The 23,667-nt window shown below is 73.1% G+C and carries 22 protein-coding genes; 16 read left to right on the top strand and 6 right to left on the bottom strand.

All coding sequences use genetic code 11. From position 1 onward, the window contains the following. Positions 1–162: 162 nt before the first annotated feature. From NMK44_RS15855 to NMK44_RS15820, 8 genes are all read left to right on the top strand, one after another. A complete protein-coding gene (locus tag NMK44_RS15855; protein ID WP_254743486.1) occupies positions 163–1,335 on the top strand; it encodes an energy-coupling factor ABC transporter permease in 1,173 nt (390 codons plus the stop codon). Between the two features lies 1 nt (position 1,336). Further along, complete coding sequence (gene cbiQ, locus NMK44_RS15850; protein WP_254743484.1) at positions 1,337–2,101, top strand: cobalt ECF transporter T component CbiQ; 765 nt, start codon at positions 1,337–1,339, stop codon at positions 2,099–2,101. Next, the gene (locus NMK44_RS15845; protein WP_254743482.1) at positions 2,086–2,895 is read left to right on the top strand and encodes an energy-coupling factor ABC transporter ATP-binding protein; all 810 of its coding nucleotides are present in this window, start codon (positions 2,086–2,088) and stop codon (positions 2,893–2,895) included. The genes cbiQ and NMK44_RS15845 overlap by 16 nt, the downstream gene beginning before the upstream one ends. Positions 2,896–3,055: 160 nt before the next feature. Further along, the gene (locus tag NMK44_RS15840; protein ID WP_254743480.1) at positions 3,056–4,270 is read left to right on the top strand and encodes a serine hydrolase domain-containing protein; all 1,215 of its coding nucleotides are present in this window, start codon (positions 3,056–3,058) and stop codon (positions 4,268–4,270) included. A 397-nt stretch (positions 4,271–4,667) separates the two neighbouring features. Continuing rightward, positions 4,668–5,612, top strand: a complete 945-nt coding sequence (locus NMK44_RS15835; protein ID WP_254743478.1) for a sigma factor-like helix-turn-helix DNA-binding protein — start codon at positions 4,668–4,670, stop codon at positions 5,610–5,612. A 157-nt stretch (positions 5,613–5,769) separates the two neighbouring features. Next, on the top strand, positions 5,770–6,297 hold the full coding sequence (locus NMK44_RS15830) for a hypothetical protein (protein WP_254743476.1): 528 nt from the start codon (positions 5,770–5,772) through the stop codon (positions 6,295–6,297). After that, a complete protein-coding gene (locus NMK44_RS15825; RefSeq protein ID WP_254743474.1) occupies positions 6,291–6,605 on the top strand; it encodes a hypothetical protein in 315 nt (104 codons plus the stop codon). Before NMK44_RS15830 ends, NMK44_RS15825 begins: the two co-directional genes overlap by 7 nt. Before the next feature lie 50 nt (positions 6,606–6,655). Next, positions 6,656–7,828 carry an ATP-binding protein gene (locus tag NMK44_RS15820; RefSeq protein WP_254743472.1) on the top strand — a complete coding sequence of 391 codons (1,173 nt, stop codon included), beginning with the start codon at positions 6,656–6,658 and terminating at the stop codon, positions 7,826–7,828. 60 nt (positions 7,829–7,888) lie between these two features. Here the strand turns inward: NMK44_RS15820 and NMK44_RS15815 are convergent, their stop codons facing one another. The 4 genes from NMK44_RS15815 to NMK44_RS15800 are packed head-to-tail and all read right to left on the bottom strand — an operon-like array spanning position 7,889 to position 12,322. Next, complete coding sequence (locus NMK44_RS15815; RefSeq protein WP_254743470.1) at positions 7,889–10,477, bottom strand: caspase, EACC1-associated type; 2,589 nt, start codon at positions 10,475–10,477, stop codon at positions 7,889–7,891. Positions 10,478–10,479: 2 nt separating this feature from the next. Next, a complete protein-coding gene (locus NMK44_RS15810; protein ID WP_254743468.1) occupies positions 10,480–10,917 on the bottom strand; it encodes an effector-associated constant component EACC1 in 438 nt (145 codons plus the stop codon). Between the two features lie 20 nt (positions 10,918–10,937). Then, positions 10,938–11,837, bottom strand: coding sequence for an EamA family transporter (locus NMK44_RS15805; RefSeq protein WP_254743466.1), 900 nt, complete (start codon positions 11,835–11,837; stop codon positions 10,938–10,940). Further along, complete coding sequence (locus NMK44_RS15800; protein WP_254743465.1) at positions 11,834–12,322, bottom strand: YbaK/EbsC family protein; 489 nt, start codon at positions 12,320–12,322, stop codon at positions 11,834–11,836. Before NMK44_RS15800 ends, NMK44_RS15805 begins: the two co-directional genes overlap by 4 nt. A gap of 211 nt (positions 12,323–12,533) precedes the next feature. Between NMK44_RS15800 and NMK44_RS15795 the strand changes: the two genes are divergently transcribed. Both NMK44_RS15795 and NMK44_RS15790 read left to right on the top strand, forming a co-directional pair. Then, on the top strand, positions 12,534–13,472 hold the full coding sequence (locus NMK44_RS15795) for a TIGR03564 family F420-dependent LLM class oxidoreductase (RefSeq protein ID WP_254743463.1): 939 nt from the start codon (positions 12,534–12,536) through the stop codon (positions 13,470–13,472). A gap of 171 nt (positions 13,473–13,643) precedes the next feature. After that, positions 13,644–14,039, top strand: coding sequence for a cupin domain-containing protein (locus NMK44_RS15790; protein WP_254743461.1), 396 nt, complete (start codon positions 13,644–13,646; stop codon positions 14,037–14,039). Positions 14,040–14,114: 75 nt separating this feature from the next. On the opposite strand, the gene NMK44_RS15785 is transcribed toward NMK44_RS15790, so the two are convergent. Then, positions 14,115–15,749 (bottom strand): penicillin-binding transpeptidase domain-containing protein, encoded by a 1,635-nt coding sequence (locus tag NMK44_RS15785; protein WP_254743459.1) that lies wholly within the window; start codon positions 15,747–15,749, stop codon positions 14,115–14,117. A 154-nt stretch (positions 15,750–15,903) separates the two neighbouring features. After that, positions 15,904–17,670, bottom strand: coding sequence for a dolichyl-phosphate-mannose--protein mannosyltransferase (locus tag NMK44_RS15780; protein WP_254743457.1), 1,767 nt, complete (start codon positions 17,668–17,670; stop codon positions 15,904–15,906). Between the two features lie 102 nt (positions 17,671–17,772). Between NMK44_RS15780 and rsmI the strand changes: the two genes are divergently transcribed. The 6 genes from rsmI (at position 17,773) to NMK44_RS15750 (ending at position 23,648) form a co-directional block, all read left to right on the top strand. Continuing rightward, complete coding sequence (rsmI, locus tag NMK44_RS15775) at positions 17,773–18,648, top strand: 16S rRNA (cytidine(1402)-2'-O)-methyltransferase (RefSeq protein ID WP_254743456.1); 876 nt, start codon at positions 17,773–17,775, stop codon at positions 18,646–18,648. A 173-nt stretch (positions 18,649–18,821) separates the two neighbouring features. Beyond that, a complete protein-coding gene (locus NMK44_RS15770; protein WP_254743455.1) occupies positions 18,822–19,280 on the top strand; it encodes a hypothetical protein in 459 nt (152 codons plus the stop codon). A 97-nt stretch (positions 19,281–19,377) separates the two neighbouring features. Further along, entirely contained in the window at positions 19,378–20,298 is a 921-nt protein-coding gene (locus NMK44_RS15765; protein ID WP_254743453.1) for a TatD family hydrolase, read from the top strand. A gap of 105 nt (positions 20,299–20,403) precedes the next feature. Further along, the gene (locus NMK44_RS15760; RefSeq protein ID WP_374215280.1) at positions 20,404–21,642 is read left to right on the top strand and encodes a resuscitation-promoting factor; all 1,239 of its coding nucleotides are present in this window, start codon (positions 20,404–20,406) and stop codon (positions 21,640–21,642) included. Between the two features lie 100 nt (positions 21,643–21,742). Continuing rightward, on the top strand, positions 21,743–22,612 hold the full coding sequence (rsmA, locus tag NMK44_RS15755) for a 16S rRNA (adenine(1518)-N(6)/adenine(1519)-N(6))-dimethyltransferase RsmA (RefSeq protein ID WP_254743451.1): 870 nt from the start codon (positions 21,743–21,745) through the stop codon (positions 22,610–22,612). A gap of 109 nt (positions 22,613–22,721) precedes the next feature. Continuing rightward, complete coding sequence (locus tag NMK44_RS15750) at positions 22,722–23,648, top strand: 4-(cytidine 5'-diphospho)-2-C-methyl-D-erythritol kinase (RefSeq protein WP_254743450.1); 927 nt, start codon at positions 22,722–22,724, stop codon at positions 23,646–23,648. Positions 23,649–23,667 lie beyond the last annotated feature (19 nt).

The raw sequence follows: 23,667 nt of genomic DNA, 5'->3' as shown, positions 1-23,667 counted from the left end.
TGATCCACGGGTGTCCAGGGGGCGCCCACGGCGCCGATGGCGGCCTTCCCACAAACGGAAGGTCGCCATCGGCGTTTTTTGCGATCTCTCCGCTCTTGCGAAGCATTCGCAGGCAGGCGCTACCATCGAGCCGAAACTCGCAGCTCAGGAGCGGAGCCCCGGATGCATGTCCCCGACGGATTCATCAACGCCCCGGTGTCGGCGGCGACCGGTGTGGTCGCTGCTGCCGCCGTCGCGGTCAGTCTCCGCGGTGCCCGCCGGGAGCTGCTGGACACGGCGGGCGGGCCCGCCGGCGACGCCGGTACGGGCGGCGGGGAGCGCACCGCGCCCCTGGCGGGTCTGGTCGCCGCCTTCATCTTCGCCGTGCAGATGCTGAACTTCCCGGTGGCCGCCGGGACCAGCGGACATCTGCTGGGCGGGGCGCTGGCGGCGATACTCGTCGGCCCCTACACGGGGGTGCTCTGTGTCTCCGTGGTGCTGCTGATGCAGGGCGTGCTGTTCGCCGACGGCGGCCTCACCGCGCTCGGTGTGAACATCACGGACATGGCGGTGGTCACCACGGTCGTGGCCTACGCGATCTTCCGCGGGCTGCTGAAGCTGGCCCCGGGCCGCCGCCGCACCGTCACGGTCGCCTCCTTCGTGGCGGCGCTGGTCTCCGTCCCGGCCGCGGCGGCCGCGTTCACCGGGCTCTACGCGCTGGGCGGCACCACCGACGTCCCCATCGGCAAGGTCTTCACGGCCATGTTCGGGGTGCATGTACTGATCGGCATCGGCGAGGCGGCGATCACCGCCCTGACCGTCGGCGCGGTCATGGCCGTCCGCCCGGATCTGGTCCACGGCGCCCGCGGAGTGGCCGCCCGCCCCCTGGAGCTGCGCAACACCGGTCCGGTGGCCACCCCCGGCGCGCCCGCCGCGGCCCCCGCCGCCGCGCGGTCGGCCGATGAGCCCGGGGCCACGGCGGCGCCGGAGCCCGCGGCCCCCGCCGCCGCGGCCCCGGCCCCGACCGCCGCCCCGCGCAGCTCCGCGCGCCGGGTCTGGCTGGCCGGTCTGGCCGCCGCCCTGCTCTGCGCGGGTGTGGTCAGCTTCTACGCCTCCGCCAGCCCGGACGGGCTGGAGAAGGTCGCCGCCGACAAGGGCATCGACAAGAAGACCGAGGACCACGCCACCAAGGACTCCCCGCTCGCCGACTACGGCGTGAAGGACATCACCGACACCCGGCTGTCCGGCGGTCTCGCCGGGGTCATCGGCGTCGGCGCCACCCTCGCCGTGGGGACCGGGGTCTTCGTGGTGGTGCGCAGGCGCAGGTCGGCGGCCGAGCCCGCCGAGACGTCCTGACATGGGCGCGGGCCACGCCCACCAGCTCTACCGGGAGGGCCGCTCTCCCGTGCACACACTGCCCCCGCACTGCAAGATCGCCGCGGTGTTCTGCTTCGTCGTGGTGGTCGTCTCCACTCCGCGCGAGGCGGTCTGGGCCTTCGGGGCGTACGCGCTGCTGCTGGCCGGAGTGGCGGCGGTGGCCCGGATTCCCGCGGGCTTCCTGCTGCGGCGGCTGCTGATCGAGATCCCGTTCGTGGCCTTCGCCCTGCTGATGCCGTTCGTCGCGGAGGGCGAGCGGACCACGGTGCTGGGGATGTCGCTCAGCCAGTCCGGGCTGTGGAGCGCCTGGAACATCCTGGCCAAGGGCACCCTGGGTGTCGCCGCCTCGGTGCTGCTGGCATCCACCACCGAACTGCGTTCGCTGCTGCTCGGGCTCCAGCGGCTGCGGATGCCCCCGCTGATGGTGCAGATCGCCTCGTTCATGATCCGCTACGGGGACGTGATCACCGACGAGATGCGCCGGATGCGGATCGCCCGCCGCTCGCGCGGTTTCGAGGCGCGGGGGATCCAGCACTGGGGGGTGCTCGCGAAATCGGCCGGTGCGCTGTTCATCCGCTCCTACGAGCGGGGCGAGCGGGTCCATCTGGCGATGGTCAGCCGCGGTTACACGGGCACCATGCCGGTGATCGACGAGGTGACCGCGTCCCGGACCCAGTGGACGTACGCCGCCGCACTCCCGCTGACCGCGCTGGCGGTCTGCCTGACCGGATGGATGCTCACGTGACCGCAGCCGAGACCCCGAAGACACCGGCCACCGGGCCCGAGGCGCCGCCCTCGCTCCAGGTGTCCGGTCTCGCCTACGCCTATCCCGACGGTCACCAGGCCCTCTTCGGGGTGGACCTCACCGTCGCCCGCGGGGAGCGGGTGGCCCTGCTCGGTCCCAACGGGGCGGGCAAGACCACCCTGGTGCTGCACCTCAACGGGATCCTCGGCGCGGGCGCGGGGACGGTCACCGTCGCCGGACTGCCGGTGGCCAAGCGGAACCTGCCGGAGATCCGCCGCCGGGTGGGGATCGTCTTCCAGGACCCCGACGACCAGTTGTTCATGCCGACCGTCCGGGAGGACGTGGCGTTCGGCCCGGCCGCGGCCGGGCTGCGCGGCGCGGAGCTGGAGGAGCGGGTACGCACCGCGCTGGAGCGGGTCGGGATGGCGGACTTCGCCGACCGGCCGCCGCATCACCTCTCCTTCGGCCAGCGGCGGCGGGTGGCCGTCGCCACGGTGCTCGCGATGGAGCCGGAGATCCTGGTCCTGGACGAGCCGTCGTCCAACCTCGACCCGGCCTCGCGCCGTGAACTGGCCGACATCCTGCGCTCGCTGGACGTCACGGTGCTGATGGTCACCCACGATCTGCCGTACGCGCTGGAGCTGTGCCCGCGCTCCGTGGTGCTCTCCGGCGGGGTGATCACCGCCGACGGCACCACCCAGCGGCTGCTGTGCGACGAGGAGCTGATGCGCGCCCACCGGCTGGAGCTGCCGTTCGGCTTCGACCCCGGCTCGGTGACGGTCCCCGGCGCGTGAGCGGATCCGGCGGGTGAGCGGATCCTGCCGTGGACCCGGCCGGAGGTGGCCGAGGAAGGGGGCCCGGTCCGGACCTGCGCCGGGGTCCGTTGCACCATAAGGGGGGCACAGCGGAAGACACAGCGCACTCGGTCGGGTCGGCAGGGCAGGAGTCGGATCAGTGGTGGACGTCCAGGGCACGGTGGCCGACGGTTTCGAACCGGTCCGGGACGCTTTCGCCGAGAACTTCGCCCGCCGCGGTGAGCGCGGCGCGGCCGTGGTTCTCTACCGCGAGGGCGAGAAGGTCGTCGACCTGTGGGGCGGTGTCCGGTACGCGGACGACCCGGCCGACGGCACCGCGGAGCCGTGGACCCGGCACACCGCGCAGGTCGTCCGGTCCGTCACCAAGGGCGTCGCCGCCGCGGTGCCGCTGCTGCTCCACCAGCGCGGCCAGCTCGACCTGGACGGCCGGGTCGGCACCTACTGGCCGGAGTTCAAGACGAACGGCAAGGAGCGGGTGCTCGTACGGCATCTGCTCGGCCACCGCACCGGGATACCGGTGCTCGACACCCCGCTGACCCCGGACGAGGCGGTGGACGGGACATCCGGTCCGCGGGCCGTCGCCGCCCAGCGTCCCGTGTGGGAACCCGGAACCGACCACGGCTACCACGCCCAGACCTATAGCTGGCTGATGAGCGAGCTGGTGCGCCGGGTGACCGGACGGACCATCGGACGCTGGATCGCCGAGGAGATCAGCGGTCCGCTCGGCCTCGACCTGTGGCTCGGGCTCCCCGCGGAGCAGCGCGCACGCGTCGGCCGGATCGCGTCCGTCGAGGCGCCCGCGGGCCCCGCCGCCCAGGGGCTGCGGCTGCGCCCCAAGCGGTCGGTCACCGAGGCGTACCAGGACCCGGAGTCGCTGACGCGGCGGGCGTTCGCCGCGATCACCCCGCTGCCGGACGAGAACGACCCGGCGTATCTCGCCGCTGAACTGCCCGCCTCGGGCGGGGTGGCCACCGCCGACGCGCTGGCCCGCTTCTACGCGGCGCTGATCGGGCCGCTGCCCTCGGCCCGCACCGCCCGCGCGGGGGGACGGCTCTTCGCCCCGGCGACCCTGACCCTGGCCCGTACCGAGGAGTCGGCGGGGCCGGACCGGGTGCTGGTGGTCGGTACCCGCTTCGGGCTCGGCTACATGCTGCACGGACCGGCGTCCCCGCTGCTCGGGCCCGGCTCCTTCGGCCACCCGGGCCGCGGTGGCTCGCTCGCCTTCGCCGACCCCGGGGCCCGGATCGGCTTCGGCTATGTCACCAACGGGATGCAGCGCGGGGTCACCGCGGATCCGCGGGCGCAGGCGCTGGTACGCGCGGTGCGGACGTCCCTGGCGGCCCGGGAGGAGTAGCGCACCGCCCCGGCGTGAACTCCCTTCGTTCGCACGCCCCTTGAATGCCTCCATGCGCCCTCCGGTATCCGCGCCGGTCACCTGATCAAGGGCCAAGGGTCCCTATTGCGCCTTCCCCGGTCTGCCCAGACTGGGAGGTCTTCCGGCAGGGCCATGCCCCTGGCATGAGAACGGACGCCATGGGCAATGGCGCCGCCCTGCCGGAGGTCGGGGGACGACGGGGGAACCAGGTGGAGCGTACGGAGACGGCCGACGGCCGTGCGCGGACGAGCGGCGCGCGCTCCACCACCCCCCGCGGCACGGCGGACTTCCGCCCGCGCACCGTGCCGATCCCTGTCCCGCGCGGCGCGGGCACGGAACACGGCACACCGACGTGCCGGAACAGGGGGGGATCGGCATGAGGGACGGCACTGCGGAGCACGGTGGCGGACCGCCGCTCCAGGTGGCGGTGGTCGAGGACCACGAGATGACCCGGCGGGGCCTGGTCGCCGCGCTCGACGCGGACCCACGGCTGACGGTGGTGAGCGACGTTCCCTCGGTGGAGCGGCTGACCGTCAGCGGCGCTGAGTACGACGTCTGCGTGGCCGATCTGCGGGGCGTCGGCACCGCCGAGCGGTTCACCGAACTGGTGCGGCGCTCGGACGTGGTGGTGTGCACCGCCTCCGAGCAGTGGCGGCAGCGGGTCGCGCCGTGGGTGTGCGGGGCGCGCGCGGTGTTCGGCAAGACGGTCAGCGCGGTCGTGCTGGCCAACGCCGTATGGGACGCCCGCCACCATCCGCACTGGCTCAAACCGCATCTGGCCTCCGCGCTGGAGGCGGCCGTGCGCGAGTGCGGCCTCACCGTGGAGCCCTATCTCGCCGATGTGCTGGCGCGCACCGCCCGCGGCGGGCGGGTGGCCTGGATCCTGGACGAACTGGACGTCACCGAGGAGTGCTACCGCGAGGACCTCCATCTGCTGCGCACCCGCTGCGCCGCGGCCGGGCTCGGCCGGATCACCCTGCCGGACGTACCGGACCCGGCGGCACCCGGCCACCCGGCCACGGCCCATGAGCCGGTGGTGTTCTCGAGCTGGGCGGCCGGGCTGAGCGACGGAATGGTCCGGGCGCTGGAGTGGTACGCGGACGGCTACTCCTACGAGGAGACCGCCGCCCAGCTCGATGTGAAGGTCTCGACCGTCCGCACCCAGATCGAACGGGCCATGACGGTCTGCGGCATCCGCTCCAAGCCCGCCGACGTCCGCATGATGTTCGCGATGTACGTGTGCTCCCGGCACAGCAAGCCGGATCTGCTGCTGCGCAGGCTCAGCGCACTGGGCGCCCACCCGCCGCGGCGCGGCGTCTAGGAGGCCGTTGTCGGATTCTGTCGTCACGGGAGACGACACCGGCGGCCGGAATTCCCCGCACCGGCGTGGGACGCGGAGCGACACCCCCGGCGCGGAGGATCGGAAGCGGGCCCCCGAGGGGAGAGCGGGGGCCCGCCATCCGAGAAACGGAGAAGCCATGTCCGAACACCGCGCAGCGCGGGACGGAGCGACGTCCGACCGTCTGCTGGGCACCGCCGACACCATGCTCCGCCGGATCGAATCCCTCATCAACTGGGGCGACCGCATCAGCGAGGCCAGGGACGAACTCAACGCCAAGCGTCCGCCGCTGCGTGATGTCCTCGGCTACGCCGATGTGGTCGACTTCCTGGTCACCAACCATTCCCAGGCGCCCGGCGCGACGGCCGGCGCGGTCCTCCGCCGCCGCACGGGCCATGAATTCCTCGTACAGACCTTCTTCCTGGACGAGGACGGCACCCCGCTGGGCGACGGCCATGGCGAGAGCGACGGCCACCGCGAGGACCGGCGGAACCGCGAGCACCGCGAGCCCCGGCAGGGCCGGGTCCGCGACGGCGGTGGCGACGGCGGGACCGGCACGCCCGCCCCGGTCTGGATCTGCCGGGCCCGGAGGCTGGACGACGAACTGTCCGACGCCTTCGGGGACACCGATCTCATCGTCTTCGGAGAGGCTGCACCGTCATGCTGAGTCTGCTGGCCATGGTCCTCGTCGCGCTCGGCGGCCTGGGCGCCGTCGCGGTGGTCTACGTCGTCATGGTGACCATCGAATTCCTCACCGACTGGTTCCGCGCCCGCGGCGAGCGGCTCCAGACCGACCCCGACCTGCGTGCCATCACCGTCGCCGAGGACATCCGCAACGGCAACGTCACCTATATCCAGGGCCTGTTCGACACCTCCCTGGAGAAGTTCGTCGACAGCCGCCGGGTCGAGGGCAAACAGGCCGACGAGCGGGTACGCAGCGCCCACGCCGCCCACCAGGTCGCCGTATGGGGATGACCCGCCGAGCCGCCATCCGCGCAGCCACCCAGAGAGGAGGAGAGAGCTCCGTGAAGAGCCATGGACGGACCGGGGACCGCGCCACCGCGGCCGCCGGACACCCCGGGGCCCACACGGCGGGGGCCGTCCGTCACTCCTTCGCCGTCAGCGGTATCCCCCGGAGCGCCGACGCCGTCGAGGCGGGGCTGCTGCGCACCCGGCTGATCGCCGCCGCCAAGGCGTTCAGCGTCAGCCACGGGCCGCGTCCGCTCACCGTGACCCTCACCAACCGCCCCTGGCCGGCGGACGAGCGGATACCGGACGGGGCGGACCCGGCGCCCGCGCCGGACGAACCGTCGACGGCCGAACGGGCCCGGTGGTTCACCGCCACCGCCCCGCTGTACACCTTCGACCGCCTGGTGCTGCCCGAGGGGACCCTGGAGCACCTGTTGCGCGCGGTGCACACCGTGGAGCGGCGCGGGGTGCTGTTCGACGACTGGGGGCTGCGGAGCATCCAGCCGCACCCCAGCTCGGCGGTGAACCTCGAAGGCGGGCCCGGCACCGGCAAGACCCTCGCCGCGCATGCCATCGCCGACCGGCTGGGCCGCCCCGTGATCGTGGCCCGGGGCTCGCAGTTGGAGAGCAAGTTCCACGGGGAGGGCCCGAAGAACCTCGCGGCGCTCTTCCACGCCGCCCGTGAGCAGGGCGCGGTGCTCTTCCTCGACGAGGCGGACTCACTGATGTCCGCGCGGTTCGAGACCACGAGCCATGGCTCGGAGGCCGCGGTGAACGCCATGCGGAGCGAGATGCTCACCGCGCTGGACAGCCATGAGGGGCTGGTGGTGTTCGCCACCAACCTGGTGACCGCGTATGACACCGCGTTCGACAGCAGGGTGTGGCACGTCCGGTTCCCCAGCCCGGACCGGGCGGCCCGCACCCAGATCTGGCGGCGCCACCTCCCCGAGGCCCTGCCCCGGGACGACACCGTCTCACCCGAGGCCCTGGCCGAGGTCGACGACGTCACCGGGCGGGACATCTGCCGCGCGGTGATCGACGCGGCGGCCGAGGTGCTGCGCACCGGGCGGAACCGGGTCGGGCAGCGGGATCTGCTCGACGCGGTGGAGCGCATCAAGGCGGGACGGCCCCGCCGCGGTGAACCCGCCGCCCCGCCCACCCCGGTACCCGCGCCACCCGGCGTCGCCGAAGCCGTCGCGAACGCAGTGCCGTCACCCCGCGAGGGGTGACCCGCCCCAGCCGCCCCCGCCCGGCCGTGCCCCCGGGCGGGGGCCCTTCCGCGTACGGCGTCAGCCCTTGACCCCCAGGGTCGCCATGTCATAGCCGCCGGAGTACGCGTCGCTGGTGTGCACATTGGTGAGCCGGGTGCTGCGCCAGCTGTAGCCCCGCTGGAAGAGGAGCGGTACGTAGGCGGCGTCGTCGACCAGGGCTTTGTCGATCGCCGCGTAGTGCTCCGCGGCCTTCTTGACGCTCAGGCCGCCGGTCGCGGCGTCGAAGCGCTCGTTGATCGCGGTGTTGTCGACCAGGGCGGAGTTGTAGTTGCCCGTGGGTTCGATGAAACGGCCGTCGGCCAAGGGCCGGAGGAAGCCCTGAGCGGTCGGGACGTCCGCGCCCCACGTCGTGAGGATGATGCCGTAGCCCTTCTTCTTCACGGTGCTGGGCGAGCCCGTGGCGGTGAGCATCTCACCAAAGGGGATCTCCTCGATCCTGACGGTGATCCCGGCCTGCTTCAGGGACTCCTGAACCACCTCGGCGGCATCACGCTCGGGCGTGCGGTCGTTCCGGACCGCGAGGGTGGTCGAGAAGCCCTTCGTGTGGCCGCATTTCTTCAACTCGTCCTTGGCCGCGGAGGCATCGACCTCCGCCGGTGCGCCGTTCGTGGAACCCCCGAGGGACGGGGGAAGCAGGGTCGCGGCGAGGTCGCCCCCCGCGCCGGCGCCGCCGAAGGCGGTTTGCACGGATTTCCGGTCCACGGCGAGCCGGACCGCCCTGCGGCAGTGGACGTTGTCCATGGGGGTGACGGACCGGGGGAGGGCCAGAAAGCGGGTGAGTCCGGTCCGGGGATTGTCGAGCTGCTCCCTGAGTTTGCCCCGTGCCATGGCCTGGATCCGGGGTCCGTCTTGCAGGGCGGCGGGAGTGAGCTCCAGGTCGTATCTGCCGCTGAAGAGGCCATTGCTCCGGCTTCCCGGGTTCTCGTCGACATCGAGGCGGATCGTCTCCGGCAGGGCGGTGCGGATCAGATCCGATTTCCTGTCCCACTCGTCGTTCCGCTTCAGCTTCAGGGGTCCGCTCGTCCTGGGGGAGACGAACTTGTACGGGCCGGAGGAGAGAGGACGCTCGCCGTACTTCTTCTTCGTGTCCGCGGACTTGGGCACCGGCGAGGCCGCGGGCATCGCAAGCAACTGCTCGAAGTCCGCGTCCGGCTTGGGGAGACGGAAGACGATGGTGCTGTCGCCATGCGTCTCGATGGCCTTGAGCCCTCCCGTGTCCTTGTACGGTCCCCGGTAGGTGTGCTCGGGGTCGAGCGCTCGCTGGAGCTGGTCCGGGCCGCCGGGCAGGACATCGGTCGCCCAGCCGCGCTCGATCCCGTACTTGATGTCCTGCGCGGTGACCGGTTTGCCGTTCTCCCAGGTGACGCCCTCGCGCAGGGTGTACGTGTAGGTCCGCCCGCCGTCCGTCACCCGGGCCGTGTCCTTCGCGAGGTCCGCCACCAGCGTGGTGCTCTTGTCCCCGGGGGCGGTGGACCAGGTGACCAGTTGGCGGGTGAAGTAGCGGGCGAAGTTCCATCCGCCGGAGGAGTACATCCGCTGGGGGTCCCAGGAGTCCTCCCATGCGGCGACGAACCGCAGCTCACCGTCGCGGTCTGTCGAAGGGTTCACGATGCCCTTGGTCGCGGCGTTGTAGCCGGTGGTGACCACGGCGTCCTTCGGCCGTCCGTCCGCCGCCGACGGTTTCCCGTCCCCGTCGTCCGCCAGCCAGCCGCGCGCCAGCGGAATGCCCGCGGCCAGCAGCGCGACGCTCACCGCCCCCACCACCGCGGCGCGGATCCGGCGGCGGCGCGGATCTCCGGTGGCGGGTGCCGGGGGCCGGGTGGGCCGGGGCGGCACGACCGTATGCGGCGGGGGCGGCGGTCCGAAACCCGGCGGGACCCAGGCCGCGTTACGGACCAGGGCGAGCCGTCCGGCGCTGTTGCGGGCGCGCTTCTGCGGCAGCGGCCGCCCCTTGGCCCGCAGCGCCGCGTGCACCCGGGCGTAGACGGTGTCCAGGTCGAGTAACTCCGGCCCGTCCGGCACCCCGTCGCGCAGCACCCGGAGCACCTCACCGGTGAACGCGGTGTGGGGTTCACCGGGCGGGGCGAGCGCGTAGCTGGTGTCGGGCACGGCGGCCAGCAGATAGGTGCCCTCGGTCTCCGCCCGGTCGACGACCGAGTCCGCGCTCGCCATGAAGCCCAGCGCGCGCCCGCTGAAGCAGCAGTCCAGCAGCATCACCTGACGGTCGGCCCGCCCGTCCAGCACCACATCGCGCAGGGCGCCGTACGGCAGACCGGTGTAGGACCGCTGTGGCATCGAGCGGGTCAGTCCGAGGTACAGCTCACCGCGGCGCGGTTCGACCAGACCGTGTCCGGCGAAGTACACCAGCAGGGTGTCGGTGGCCTCCTCGGCGGCGGTGCGGACCGCCTCCAGGACGTCGACCGCGGCCACCGGGTCCTCGATCACCGTGCAGTGCTCCCGGGCGAGGCCCCAGGAGCGTGCGGAACACAGCGCGTCGGCCAGCGCCCCCAGATTGGCGGACACCGCCGGGATGGATTCCAGATGGACGTAGTCACCGGTGCCGATGAGCACCGCCCGCGAGGCCGCGGGGTCGGGCAGGGCCGTCACGCCTACCGCCCCTCGCCGCCGCCGCTCTCCGGGTCCGCTCCCGGTTCCGGTTCCGGTCCGGCGTCCGGTCGCTCCAGCGCCGCGATCAGCCGCCGGAGCTCCTCCTCGTCGCCGTTCTCGATCGAGACCGAGAGATCGCCGCGCCGGACCACGATCCGCCGCGCCTGGGGACGGGTCTGCCGCCAGGTGCTCAGGGCCAGCGCGAAGGACGCCGCGCTCCACGCGTTGTCGGTGATGAGCTGGAGCACCTCGGCGACCGCTCCCATATGCCCCGGCGCGGGCACCGGCTGGACCAGCTCCACCCGGGCGCCGCGGCGTGTCGCGGGATCCCGCCCGAGCCAGTCGTACAGCGAACGCAGCTCCCGCTCATCGCCGTTCACGTCCACGTCGATCCGCACCGGGCCCCCTCGAGTGACGACGGTGTCCTCATTCTGCCCCACCGGGGGGCCGTCATGAGGGGTCAACCGGCGTGCAGCATCAGGCCGATGCCCGCCACCATCAGACCGGCCGCGGCGATCCTCGGGGCGCCGAACCGCTCCTTGAAGAAGAGCGCGCCGATCGCCGCGCCCACGATGATCGACGACTCGCGGAGCGCCGCGATCGGGGCCAGCGGCGCCCGTGTCTGCGCCCACAGCACCAGGCCGTACGCGAAGACCGACAGCACCCCGCCGAGCAGTCCGCGCAGCGCGACCGGGCGGAGCTGCCCGATCAGCGCGCGGCGGCGGACCGCCAGGGCGTACACCGGGACGGCGAAGCCCTCCAGGATCATCAGCCAGGCGATATAACCCATCGAGCTGCCGGAGGCGCGCACGCCGAGGCCGTCGATGACCGTGTACGCGGCGATGGACAGACCGGTGGCGACCGCCGCGGTGAGCGCCAGCCAGGGCCGTCCGCCGCTCGCCGTGGCGCCGTTCGCCGTGGCGTCGGCGTCGGCAGCGGCCCGGCGGCCGCCGCGGACGCCCCACAGCGCCACGCCCAGCAGTCCCGCCGAGGCCAGCGCGATCCCCGTCGCCTGCCAGGCGTCCGGGGTCTCGCCGACGAAGACCGCGGCCAGCACGGTGACCACCAGGGGCGCGGTGCCGCGCGCGATGGGATACATCTGGCCGAAGTCACCGAGGTGGAACGACCGCATCAGCAGGACGTAGTAGATGACGTGCACCACCGCGGAGGCCAGCAGATACGGCCAGGCGGCGGCGTCCGGCACCGGGGTGAAGGCGGCCATCGCCAGGCCGCACACCGCCCCGCCACCGCCGACCAGGGTGAAGGCGAGAAGCTGGTCGCGTATGCCGTGCGCGATGGCGTTCCAACTGGCGTGGGTGATGGCCGCGATGAGCACCGCGACCGCGACGAGCGGGGTCACGCGGTGCGCTCGCGCACGTCCGCCACGGTGGCTCCGGCGTGGGTGACCAACTCCGCCGGGGGCAGCGGGAACACGGTGTGCGGGGTGCCCGCGGCGGCCCACACCACCGGGTGGCCGAGCAGTCCGCGGTCGGCCAGCACCCGGGTGCGCACCCGGTGGCCGAAGGGCGGCACCCCGCCGATGGCGTAGCCCGTGGTCTCCCGGACCACCGACGGATCGGCGCGCCGGACGGATCCGGCGCCGAGCTCCTCGCGCACCCGCTCGACGTCGACCCGTGAGGCGCCGTCCACGAGCACCAGCACCGGTGCGCCGTCGGCTTCGAAGACCAGGGACTTCACGATCTGGCTGAGTTCGCACCCGAGCGCCGCGGCGGCCTGGGCCGCGGTGCGGACGGCGTCGGGGAAGGCGCGCACCTCCACCTCCAGGCCGAGTTCGCGCAGGGCGTCGGCGAACCGTGGATGAGCTACGGAATCCGGAATGGCCATGGCCTCGACGCTATCGGGGCGCCACTGAGCCACGCGAGGGCATTTTCCCGGTACCGGAATGCGGTCCGGACCCGCCGGGTTACCGGTTTCACGCGCCTGGAGGCGGCTCGTCCGTACGCCGCGCACCACCGGGACGTCAGCAATGTCACAAGGCTAGAAAAGGCTGTATCACGCTGAAAGACCCATAACGCCATGAAGAGGAGATATGCGGATGTCGCTGGGTATTGCCCTGCCTGCCGGTGACGACCACCCCGGCAATCTGGTGACCGAGCTGCTCGATCAGGTCCAGGAAGCCGCCGCGGCCGGGATCGGCGCGGTGTGGTTCGCCCAGCGCCAGGACGTCGACGCGATGACGCTGGCCGCGCTCGCCGGTCAGGCCGTTCCCGGGATCCGGACCGGCACCGGTGTGGTGCCGGTCTACCCCCGGCATCCGATCACCCTCGCCGCGCAGGCGCGCACCGCCCAGGCGGCCTCCGCCGGACGGTTCCGGCTCGGGCTGGGGCTCTCCAGCAAGAGCTTCGTGGAGGAGAGCTTCGGGGTCCCCTTCGACCGGCCCATCCGGCACCTGCGCGAATACCTCACGGTGCTGGGCGGTCTGCTGCGCGAGGGCGCGGCCGACTTCGCCGGCGAGACCCTGCGCGCCCGCACCGTCTTCGGCCCGGTCTCGGTGGCGGGCGCGGAGGCGCCCCCGGTCCTGGTCGCCGCGATGGGCCCGCAGGCGCTGCGCGCCACCGGGGAACTGGCCGACGGTACGGTGCCCTTCCTCGCCGCGCCCCGGGCGCTGGCCGACTACGTCGTGCCCACCATCGGCGCCGCGGCACAGGCGGCCGGTCGGCCCGCCCCGCGGGTGGTCGCCATGGTCCCCGCGCTGGTCACGGCGGATACGGACGCGGTACGGCAGCGGGCCCGCGAACAGTTCGCCTTCTACGAGGGCATCCCGTCCTACCGCGCGATCCTGGACCGCGCGGGGGTGGAACGGGCCGGGGACGTCATGGCGATCGGCGACGAGGAGACCGTGGCGGCCGAGCTCCGCCGCCATATCGAGGCGGGCGCCACCGAGCTGATCGCCTCCCAGACCGGTATGGGCACCGCGGAGGACCGGCGACGCACCTGGCGGCTGCTGGGCGAACTGTCCGCCGGGAGCAGCTAGGGCGTGTCCTGCCGGTCTTCGTGGGCCCGCGACGCCCGCCACCGTGCCTCGCCGGGCTGATCCACGAAGACCGACAGGACAGGACCTGGACCCCTGGCCCCCGAACAGGCCCCGGCCAGGAGCGCACCGGCGTTCAAGACGGGGCCCGGACCCGTCGCGGAGGATCGGTGCATGGACCTCGCACCCGTCAATCTCACCGAGGCGCTGGCCTCCTTCGACGACGTCTACAGCCCCCGCGTGGTGGGCCGGATGAACGACTACGACATCCGGATCGCCCACACCCGGGGCGAACACATCTGGCACGTGCACGACGACACCGACGAGTTCTTCCTCGTCCTCGACGGCCGCTTCGACATCGCGCTGAGGGACGCCGACGGCACCGAGACCACCGTCGTCCTGCGGCGCGGTGACACGTTCACCGTCCCCCGGGGCACCGAGCACAAGCCGTCCTCACCCGGGGCCTCGATCCTCATGGTCGAGCCCTCCGGGACCTGGACGACCGGGGACCGCCACGAGGGCGAGATCCCGGCCCATGTGGACAGCACCACGGGCCACCCGCTCAGCTGACCGGCAGCCCAAAAGGGCCGGGCGGACGCGGAGTTCCCGCGCCCGCCCGGCCCCTTCGCCTATCCGGGCTCGCCGTCAGCCCGCGCGCAGCACCGAGGCCACGATCGGGCCCGCGGTGTCACCGCCGTGGCCGCCCTCGGGGACCACACCGGCCGCGGCCAGGTCGCCGCGGTAGGCGGTGAACCAGCCGTTGGGCTGCTTCTGGCCGTCGACCTCGGCCGAACCGGTCTTGGCGCCGAAGTCGCCGCTCATCCCGGACATGGCCTCCGCGGCGGTGCCGGAGGTGGCGGTCAGATGCATCAGCTTGCGCAACTGCTCACGGGTGCCCGGCTTCATGGTGCGCGGGGCCTTGGCCAGCGTCCGGTCGTCCAGCGACGGCGCGACCAGGTACGGCTGGCGGAAGACACCGGTGGAGGCGGTGGCCGAGACCGACGCCATGTTGAGCGGGTTCATCCGCACCCCACCCTGGCCGATCAGCGAGGCGGCCTTGGAGGCCGCGGACTGCACCGGCACTGCGCCGTCGAAGGAGGGCACGCCCGTCTGCCAGTTGAGGCCGATACCGAAGACATCCCGGGCCTCCTTGGTGAGGTCGTCGTCCTTCAGCTTCGCGGCCTGGCTGATGAAGGCGGTGTTGCAGGAGCGGGCGAAGCTCTGCTCGAAGGTGCCGCCCTTGATCTCGAACTTGTCGTCGTTCTGGAACTTCCAGCCGCCGTACGAGGAGTACTTGGGGCACGGGTGCGCCTTGCCGTACGCGGCCAGACCCTTGTCGATCAGGGTGGCCGAGGTGATGACCTTCATCGTGGAGCCGGGTGCGTAGGAGCCCTGGAGGGCCGCGTTGAAGCCGTTCGCGGGGGAGTTGGCCACCGCCAGTATCTCCCCGGTGCTGGGCTTCACGGCGACCACCGACGCCTTGGCGCGCTTGCTCACCGCCCGCTCGGCGGTGCGCTGGAGCCCCGCGTCGATCGTGGTGCGCAGGGTGCCGGGGGTGCCCTTGGAGAGCACCTTCAGTGTCTCGTCGGGGGACTTGGACCCCTTGGCGCGGGCGATCCAGGTCTCGACCCCGGCCGTGCCGCCCGCCTTCTTGCCGTAGCGCTCGCGCAGTCCGGCGAGGACGGTCTTCAGCGTCGGGTGGTCCTCGGCGCTCAGCTCCGCGCCATCGCGGTCCACGGCCTTGATCGGCGGGGCGTCGGCCTCACCGGTCCTCAGGGTGTCACCGGTGCGCAGCTTGGGGTGCACCACCGACGGCTTCCAGTCGACGACGGCCTTGCCCGAGCCGGTGTCACGGGTGACCGTGAGCGATGAGGCGTAGGTCAGTGGGACCTGCCGGCCGCCGTAGGAGATCCGGGCGTTCACCGAGAACGGCACGGTCCGGCCGCTCGGCTTCCCCGGCTTCAGCGCCACCTTGTCGACATGGGCCTTCTTCCGGTACCCGGTGAGCGCCGTGGTGGCCGCCTCGGTGTCATCGGTGAGCTCCGCGGCCTTCGCCGCCGACCCGGACGACCACGTCGCGAGGAACTCCTTGGCGGTTGTCCTGACCTCGGCCGCGCTGGGCGGGCCGGTCTTCGCGCCCTTCAGGGAGTTGTTGCCTCCCCCGGCGTCCGCGCCGTTCTTCCCTCCCGACGCATCGTCCTGACCCCCGCCGCAACCGGCCGTACCGATCATGGCGGCGAACAGCGCACCGGCGATCGCGGCTCTCGCGCCACTCCGCATTGCAGACCCCCACAGTCCTCGAATTCCCCCACCAGTCCGATGGAGGCCGCGGTGGAGGCACTCTACCGGCATCCCCGACGGGCTCCGCCGCCACCGCCGGAGCCCCTGTCCGGGGGCCCGGAGGCCCGGCGGACAGCGGGTTCCGGGGCTCGGTTCAGATCCAGGAGTCCAGCCACATCCGCGCCCGCCAGGCGTCGATCGGAAGGGTCTGGCCGGTGTAGAGCGGGAAGAAGTAGATGAAGTTCCAGATGATGAGCAGGATCAGCGCTCCGGAGCCGACGGTGCCCACCACCCGCCGGGTCTCCGAGGCCCCCGGCGGCCCCAGCATCGCGCCGATCATCATCGCCACCGCCAGACACAGGAACGGCACGAAGACCACGGCGTAGAAGGAGAAGATCGTGCGGTCCAGGTAGAGGAACCACGGCAGATAGCCCGCCGCCACCCCGCACAGGATCGCGCCCGCCCGCCAGTCACGCCGCAGCGCCCAGCGGTACAGCAGGTACACCAGCGCGAAGCAGGCCGCCCACCACAGCAGCGGGGTGCCGATGGCCAGGACCTCGCGGGCGCACTTCTCGGCGGTGCCGGAGGGACAGCCCGCCTCGCCCGGTTTGGGCGACTCGTAGAAGTAGGAGACCGGACGCCCCTGGACCAGCCAGCTCCAGGGCTGGGACCGGTAGACGTGCCATGAGTCCAGGTCCACGTGGAACTGGTAGACCTCGCTCTCGTAGTGCCACAGGCTGCGCAGCGGGTTGAGCAGCCAGGAGAACGCCCCGCCGCTGCTGTAGCCGCCGTCGGTCTCGGCCCAGTGGCGGAAGTAGCCGCTGTCCTGCCAGCCGGTGCGCTTGGTGTACGAGCCGGCGGTCGCGAACCAGCCGGACCAGGAGACGATGTAGGTGATCAGCGCGACCGGCACCGTGGACAGGAACGCCCAGCCCAGATCGCGCCGGAGCACCGCCCGGTAGGGGCTGCTGACCCCCGCCAGACGGCGTGCGCCCACGTCCCACAGGACGGTCATCAGCCCGAAGGCGGCCAGTACATAGAGCCCGCTCCACTTGGTGCCGATGGCCAGGCCCACCATCACCGCGGCTGCGATCCGCCAGGGCCGCGGGCCCAGCTTCAGGCTCCAGGCGACCGCCGGGTCCGGCCGGGCCGTACCGTCCTCACCGGTCGGCAGTGCCGCGGCGAGCCGGGCCCGCGCATGGTCCCGGTCCACCAGCAGACAGCCGAAGGCGGCCAGCACGAAGAACATCAGCACCAGGTCGAGCAGGGCGGTGCGGCTCATCACGTAGTGCAGTCCGTCCACCGCGAGCAGCGCGCCCGCCAGACAGCCGAGGAACGTCGAGCGGAACAGCCGCCGTCCGATCCGGCACAGCATCAGCACCGACAGCGTGCCGAGCAGCGCGACCATGAACCGCCAGCCGTACGGGTTCAGCCCGAAGATCTGCTCGCCGATGCCGATGACCCACTTGCCGACCGGCGGGTGGACCACATACGCGGCGGCGTCGCTGAGCGGGATGTGCTGCGGGGTGCCGAGGATCTGCTCGTTGGCGTTCTTCGGCCAGGTGCCCTCGTAGCCGAACTCCCAGAGCGACCAGGCGTCCTTGGCGTAGTACGTCTCGTCGAATATGACGTTGTCCGGGCTGCCCAGCCGCCAGAAGCGGACCAGCCCGGCGCAGAGCGCGACGAGCAGCGGTCCGGCCCAGCCCGACCAGCGGGCGATCCGGGCCGCCGCGGTGGGGGTCGCGCCGAGCGTCTCCCACAGCCGGGCGCCCTGCTGCGGGTACGGCGGGACCAGCCGCTCGCGTACATCGGACCGGGGCCGGCCCGCGTAGCCGAAGCGGCGCAGTCGGCGCTGCCAGGCCGGGGCGTGCTGGCCGGCGGCGTGGCCCGGCTGCGCGTGGGTCGCGGTGTCACTGCTCACCGGGCCATCGTAAGGAAGCGGACTGTGACTGGCGTCCACTTGCGGTGGGCCGGGCTGTCGTCCCCGTCACGGCGGCGCGGCGCGGCTGCGAGGATGGTGGGCGTGACTGGAACGCTCGTACTGGCAGGGACCCCCATCGGCGACACCGCGGACGCGCCGCCGCGGCTGGCGGCCGAGCTCGCCGCGGCCGATGTGGTGGCCGCCGAGGACACCCGGCGGCTGCGCCGGCTCACCCAGGCGCTGGAGGTCACGCCCGGCGGCCGGGTGGTGTCCTACTTCGAGGGCAATGAGTCGGCCCGTACGCCCGAGCTGGTCGAGGCGCTCACGGGCGGCGCCCGGGTGCTGCTGGTCACCGACGCCGGGATGCCCTCGGTCTCCGACCCCGGCTACCGGCTGGTCGCCGCCGCCGTGGAGCACGGCATCAAGGTCACCGCGGTGCCCGGGCCGTCCGCGGTGCTCACCGCGCTGGCGCTCTCCGGGCTGCCGGTGGACCGCTTCTGCTTCGAGGGCTTCCTGCCGCGCAAGGCGGGGGAGCGGCTGGGGCGGCTGCGCGAGGTCGAGGCCGAGCGCCGCACGCTGGTGTACTTCGAGGCCCCGCACCGGCTGGACGACACCCTGGCCGCCATGGCCGAGGTGTTCGGCGCCGACCGGCGCGCCGCGGTCTGCCGGGAGCTGACCAAGACCTATGAGGAGGTCCGGCGCGGCCCGCTCGGGGAGCTGGCCGCCTGGGCGGCCGAAGGGGTGCGCGGCGAGATCACCGTGGTGGTGGAAGGGGCCGCCGCACCCGGGCCGGAGGACGCCGGTCCCGAGGAGCTGGCCCGGCGGGTCGCGGTGCGCGAGGAGGCGGGGGAGCGCCGCAAGGAGGCCATCGCGGCGGTCGCCCAGGCGGCGGGTGTGCCCAAACGGGAGGTCTTCGACGCCGTCGTGGCGGCAAAGAACGCGGCAGGAAACGGGCCACGCGAAGGTAAAGGGCGGTAGCGGAAGGCAAAGGCGGGGTCAGTCGCCGGGGCCTTTCGCAAAGGCGGTCACCAAAACTGCCTCAAACTCGGGGAAGAGCTGCTGCGGTATCGCGCGGAAAGGCGTCCACTGGTGGGGACGGCGCGGGCGGGGCCATCCCGGATCCCTTGTCCCGCGCGACAAGAGGAGCTGCCATGAGCGATATAGCGGGAACCCCGAGCGGTGTCCGGCCGACGGCCCGCCTCCCTCTCGGCCCGGCGGTCGGCGAAGTGGCCCACGAGGCGTATGCCTTCGCCTGTATGAAGTGCGGGCACGGCTGGGAGCGGTCGTACGACATCGAGCACCATGTGGACGGTGAGGGCCGCGCCTTCGTCGTGTACTTCACGGACGGGACGCGCGTCCGGTCCCCGCTCACGAGCCCCGACTGCATCAACTGCGGTGGCCATCTGGTGCGCATCATGCGGGCGGGCCAGGTCGCGTCGGCGCTGGAGGGCGCACGGCGCGGGCGGCGCCGCACCGTCTCGGGGGCGTCGGCGGCGCAGGCCGGTGACCTGGCGGGGGAGACGGCGAGGGACGAGGACGGCGCCAAGCGCCGCAGGCATCACTGGCACCTCTCGGATCTGCTGCACCCGTTTCAGCACCACCGCACCTGAGAACCGGACCGTCTGGCACCGATGAGCCCGATACGGAACACCTGAGCGGCCGGACGCGATTCACCGCGCATTCACCGGCATTCATAGAATCGCCGTCATGGCGAAAACAGGACCGGCACCCGGCGGCAACGAGAAGGCGAACGGAGCGCGAAAGGAAAAGGACGCGCCCCCGCCGCTGCCCGAACCGCTGCGGGTGCCGGTGGCCGACTCCCACACCCATCTGGACATGCAGACCGGCACGGTCGAGGAGGCGCTCGCCAAGGCGGCGTCCGTCGGGGTGACCACCGTCGTCCAGGTGGGCTGTGATGTCGCCGGGTCCCGCTGGGCGGCGGAGACCGCCGCCGCCCACGAGAGCGTGTGGGCGACCGTCGCCCTGCACCCCAACGAGGCGCCCCGGATCGTGCTGGGCGACCCCGACGGCTGGTCCCGCCAGGGCGCGCGGCAGCCCGGCGGCCAGGCGGCGCTGGACGCCGCCCTCGCCGAGATAGATGAGCTGGCCGCGCTGGACCAGGTGCGCGGGGTCGGCGAGACCGGTCTGGACTACTTCCGCACCGGCCCCGAGGGCATGGCCGCCCAGGAGTACTCCTTCCGCCGCCACATCGGCATCGCCAAGGACCACGGCAAGGCGCTGGTCATCCATGACCGCGACGCCCATGACGACGTGTTGCGGATCCTGGCGGAGGAGGGTACGCCCGAGACCGTCGTCTTCCACTGCTACTCGGGTGACGCCGCCATGGCCGAGGTGTGCGCCGAACGGGGCTATTACCTGTCCTTCGCGGGGAACATGACGTTCAAGAACGCCCAGCCGCTCCGCGACGCCCTCGCCGTCGCGCCCCTCGACCGGGTCCTGGTCGAGACGGATGCGCCCTTCCTGACCCCCGCCCCGTACCGCGGACGGCCCAACGCTCCGTATTTGATTCCGATCACTCTGCGGGCCATGGCCGAGGTCAAGGGAGTCCCCGAGGACGAGCTCGCGGCCGCCGTAGCAGCGAATACGGCCCGCGCCTTCGGTTACTGACCGCGGACGCCAGGCTCACATCATCACGACACAGCGTGATGATGTGGCTTTGGAGAGTGACGATCACCCGCTACAGTCCCGGACCCATACGCCCCATCCCCGGACGTGTGGAGTGTGGTCGTGAGCCGAACGCAGGACAGCCACCCCGTCCCGGGCGGTCGCGCCGTCGCGCGCCGTGCCGCCCGGCGCAAACGCACAGCCGCCCGGACCGATCCCATGCGACGGCTGCTGCCCCAGGCACTCGTCGTCGCCGCTCTCGCCGGAGGCACCTCCGCCTTCGTCGCCCATGACAAGGCGGTGCACCTCACCGTGGACGGTGAGCGGCGCACCCTGCACACCTTCGCCGATGACGTCGGCGAACTGCTGGCCGAGGAGAAGGTGCGGGTGGGCCGCCACGACATCGTGGCCCCCGCCCCCGGCCAGAGCCTCAAGGACGGTGACGAGGTGGCCGTGCGCTACGGCCGCCCGGTCGCCCTGACCCTCGATGGCCGGCGCCGCGAGGTGTGGACCACCGCCGGTACCGTCGACGGCGCGCTGAACCAGCTCGGGGTGCGCGCCGACGGCGCCTTCCTCTCCGCCTCGCGCTCCGCCGGGATCTCCCGGCGCGGACTGGCCCTGGACGTCCGCACCGAGCGCACCGTCACCTTCACGGCCGACGGACGCGAGCACACCGTGCGCACCAACGTCGCGACGGTGGGCGAGGCGCTCGACGACGCCGGGATCACCCTGCGCCGCCACGACACCACCTCGGCGCCCGAGGGCAGCTTCCCGCGCGACGGCCAGACCGTGAAGGTGACGCGGATCACCCGAGACAAGGAGGTCCGTCGCAAGCCGCTGGCCTTCACCACCGTCCGGCGCGCGGACCCGACGGTGCCCAGGGGCACCGAGATCGTCGAACGCCAGGGACGGCCGGGCTCGGTGCGCACCACCTACCGGGTGCGCACCGTCGACGGTGTCCGCGAGCGGCCGCACAAGCTGAGCTCGGAGGTGGTCAAGGAGCCGGTGCCCAAGGTCGTGCGGGTGGGCACCCAGGCGGCCCCGCCCCCGGCGACACCCCCCGGCGGTGGCGCCGGCGGTGGTGGCGGTGGTGGCGGCGGTGGCGGCAACGGGCTCAACTGGGACGCGGTGGCGCGCTGCGAGTCCGGCGGCCGGGCCGACGCGGTGGACCCCAGCGGCCGCTACGGCGGGCTCTACCAGATGGACCGGCAGACCTGGCGCTCCGTCGGCGGCAGCGGCAATCCACAGGACGCGCCCGCCTCCGAGCAGACCCAGCGGGCCAAGAAGCTGTATGTGCAGCGCGGTGCCAGCCCCTGGCCGAACTGCGGCAGCAACCTGCGCCGGTGAGCCACCCGGGGGCACCCCGCCCACCCGGGGTGCCCCCGGCTCCTCCCGCCGGAGCCCGAGCCCGGACCGGGCCACCGCAAAGTCGGCCTAGACTTCCCCGGTGAGCTCCACCGACCCCGATGTCCTGCTCGGCCCCGCCGACGTCCGCGCGCTCGCGGCCCGGCTCGGCGTACGCCCCACCAAGCAGCGCGGCCAGAACTTCGTCATCGACGCCAACACCGTCCGCCGGATCGTGCGCACCGCCGGTGTCCGGCCCGACGACGTGGTCGTCGAGATCGGCCCCGGACTGGGCTCGCTGACCCTCGCCCTGCTGGAGGCCGCCGACAGGGTCACCGCCGTGGAGATCGACGACGTACTGGCCGCGGCCCTGCCCGCCACCGTCGAGGCCCGGCTGCCCGGCCGTGCCGACCGGTTCGAGCTGGTGCACCAGGATGCCCTGCGGGTCACCGAGCTCCCCGGGCCCGCCCCGACCGCGCTGGTCGCCAACCTCCCGTACAACGTCGCCGTGCCGGTGCTGCTCCATATGCTCGCCGGTTTCCCGAGCATCGAGCGGACGCTCGTCATGGTGCAGTCCGAGGTCGCCGACCGGCTCGCCGCGGCCCCGGGGTCCAAGGTCTACGGCGTGCCCTCGGTGAAGGCCGCCTGGTACGCCCGGGTCAAGCGCGCGGGCGCGATCGGGCGCAATGTGTTCTGGCCCGCGCCCAACGTGGACTCCGGGCTGGTCTCCCTGGAGCGGCGTTCCGAACCGCTCCGCACCACCGCCTCCCGGGAACAGGTCTTCGCCGTCGTGGACGCCGCCTTCGCACAGCGCCGCAAGACGCTGCGGGCGGCGCTCGCGGGCTGGGCCGGTTCGGCCGCCGCGGCCGAGGCCGCGCTCACGGCCGCCGGGATATCGCCCCAGGCCCGCGGGGAGGCGCTCACCGTGGAGGACTTCGCGGCCATCGCCGAGCACGGACCGGCCGCCGGCTGAGCCGTCCCCGCGCCGGACCCCGGCGAGGGCCGTTCCGCGGGCGCGGGACAATGGCCACCGGTACCACCGCAGCACACCGCACCGCAGCGCCCCGAGGAGTCCCGCACCCGTGATCCGCCCCGTGACCGCCCGCGTCCCCGCGAAGGTCAACGTCCAGCTCGCGGTCGGCGGCCTGCGCCCCGACGGCTTCCACGACCTGGCCAATGTCTTCCTCGCGGTGGGCCTCTACGACGAGGTCACCGCCACCCCCGCGGACACGCTGCGGATCACCGTCGCGGGCTCGGACGCCCACCAGGTGCCCCAGGACCACGACAACCTGGCCGCCCGCGCGGCGCTCGCCCTCGCCGCGCGGCACGGCGTCGACCCCGCCGTCCACCTCCACATCGCCAAGGACATCCCGGTCGCCGGGGGCATGGCGGGCGGCAGCGCGGACGCGGCCGGGGCGCTGGTCGCGTGTGACGCGCTGTGGGGCACCGGCGCCACCCGTGAGGAGCTGCTGGAGATCTGCGCCGAGCTGGGCAGCGACGTCCCGTTCAGCCTGGTCGGCGGCGCCGCGCTGGGCCGGGGCCGGGGTGAGCTGCTCGAACCCCTGGAGACCGGCGCGGCCTTCCACTGGGTGTTCGCGGTCGCCGACGGCGGTCTGTCCACCCCCGCCGTCTACCGCGAGTGCGACCGGCTCCGCGAGGCGTCCGGCACCGGCGCCACCGTCGCGGACATCCCCGACCCCGAGCCCTCTCCGGCGCTGCTGGAGGCCCTGCGCACCGGGGACCCGGCGGCGCTCGCCGCCGCGGTCACCAATGACCTCCAGCCCGCCGCCCTGTCCCTGCGCCCCACGCTCGCCGGGACGCTGTGCGCCGGGGCGGACGCCGGAGCGCTCGCCTCGCTGGTCTCCGGCTCCGGCCCGACCTGCGCCTTCCTGGCCAAGGACGCCGAGGCCGCCCAGGCCGTGGCCGCCGCGCTGGCCGCCTCCGGCACCTGCCGCGCGGTGCGGACGGCCTCCGGCCCGGCGCCCGGTGCGACGGTGCTGACCGGCTGAGCGGGCGGTCGTCCGCGGC

This window comes from Streptomyces cucumeris (genome assembly GCF_024295805.1).
GTDB classification, from domain to species: Bacteria; Actinomycetota; Actinomycetes; order Streptomycetales; family Streptomycetaceae; genus Streptomyces; species Streptomyces cucumeris.
This window is presented reverse-complemented; position numbering and strand designations above follow the sequence as displayed.

Coding starts and splice junctions, on each gene's coding strand:
- NMK44_RS15855 (WP_254743486.1), top strand. CDS start 163: ATGCATGTCCCCGACGGATTCATCAACGCCCCGGTGTCGGCGGCGACC.
- cbiQ (WP_254743484.1), top strand. CDS start 1,337: ATGGGCGCGGGCCACGCCCACCAGCTCTACCGGGAGGGCCGCTCTCCC.
- NMK44_RS15845 (WP_254743482.1), top strand. CDS start 2,086: ATGGATGCTCACGTGACCGCAGCCGAGACCCCGAAGACACCGGCCACC.
- NMK44_RS15835 (WP_254743478.1), top strand. CDS start 4,668: ATGAGGGACGGCACTGCGGAGCACGGTGGCGGACCGCCGCTCCAGGTG.
- NMK44_RS15830 (WP_254743476.1), top strand. CDS start 5,770: ATGTCCGAACACCGCGCAGCGCGGGACGGAGCGACGTCCGACCGTCTG.
- NMK44_RS15825 (WP_254743474.1), top strand. CDS start 6,291: ATGCTGAGTCTGCTGGCCATGGTCCTCGTCGCGCTCGGCGGCCTGGGC.
- NMK44_RS15800 (WP_254743465.1), bottom strand. CDS start 12,322: ATGGCCATTCCGGATTCCGTAGCTCATCCACGGTTCGCCGACGCCCTG.
- NMK44_RS15795 (WP_254743463.1), top strand. CDS start 12,534: ATGTCGCTGGGTATTGCCCTGCCTGCCGGTGACGACCACCCCGGCAAT.
- NMK44_RS15790 (WP_254743461.1), top strand. CDS start 13,644: ATGGACCTCGCACCCGTCAATCTCACCGAGGCGCTGGCCTCCTTCGAC.
- NMK44_RS15785 (WP_254743459.1), bottom strand. CDS start 15,749: ATGCGGAGTGGCGCGAGAGCCGCGATCGCCGGTGCGCTGTTCGCCGCC.
- NMK44_RS15770 (WP_254743455.1), top strand. CDS start 18,822: ATGAGCGATATAGCGGGAACCCCGAGCGGTGTCCGGCCGACGGCCCGC.
- NMK44_RS15765 (WP_254743453.1), top strand. CDS start 19,378: ATGGCGAAAACAGGACCGGCACCCGGCGGCAACGAGAAGGCGAACGGA.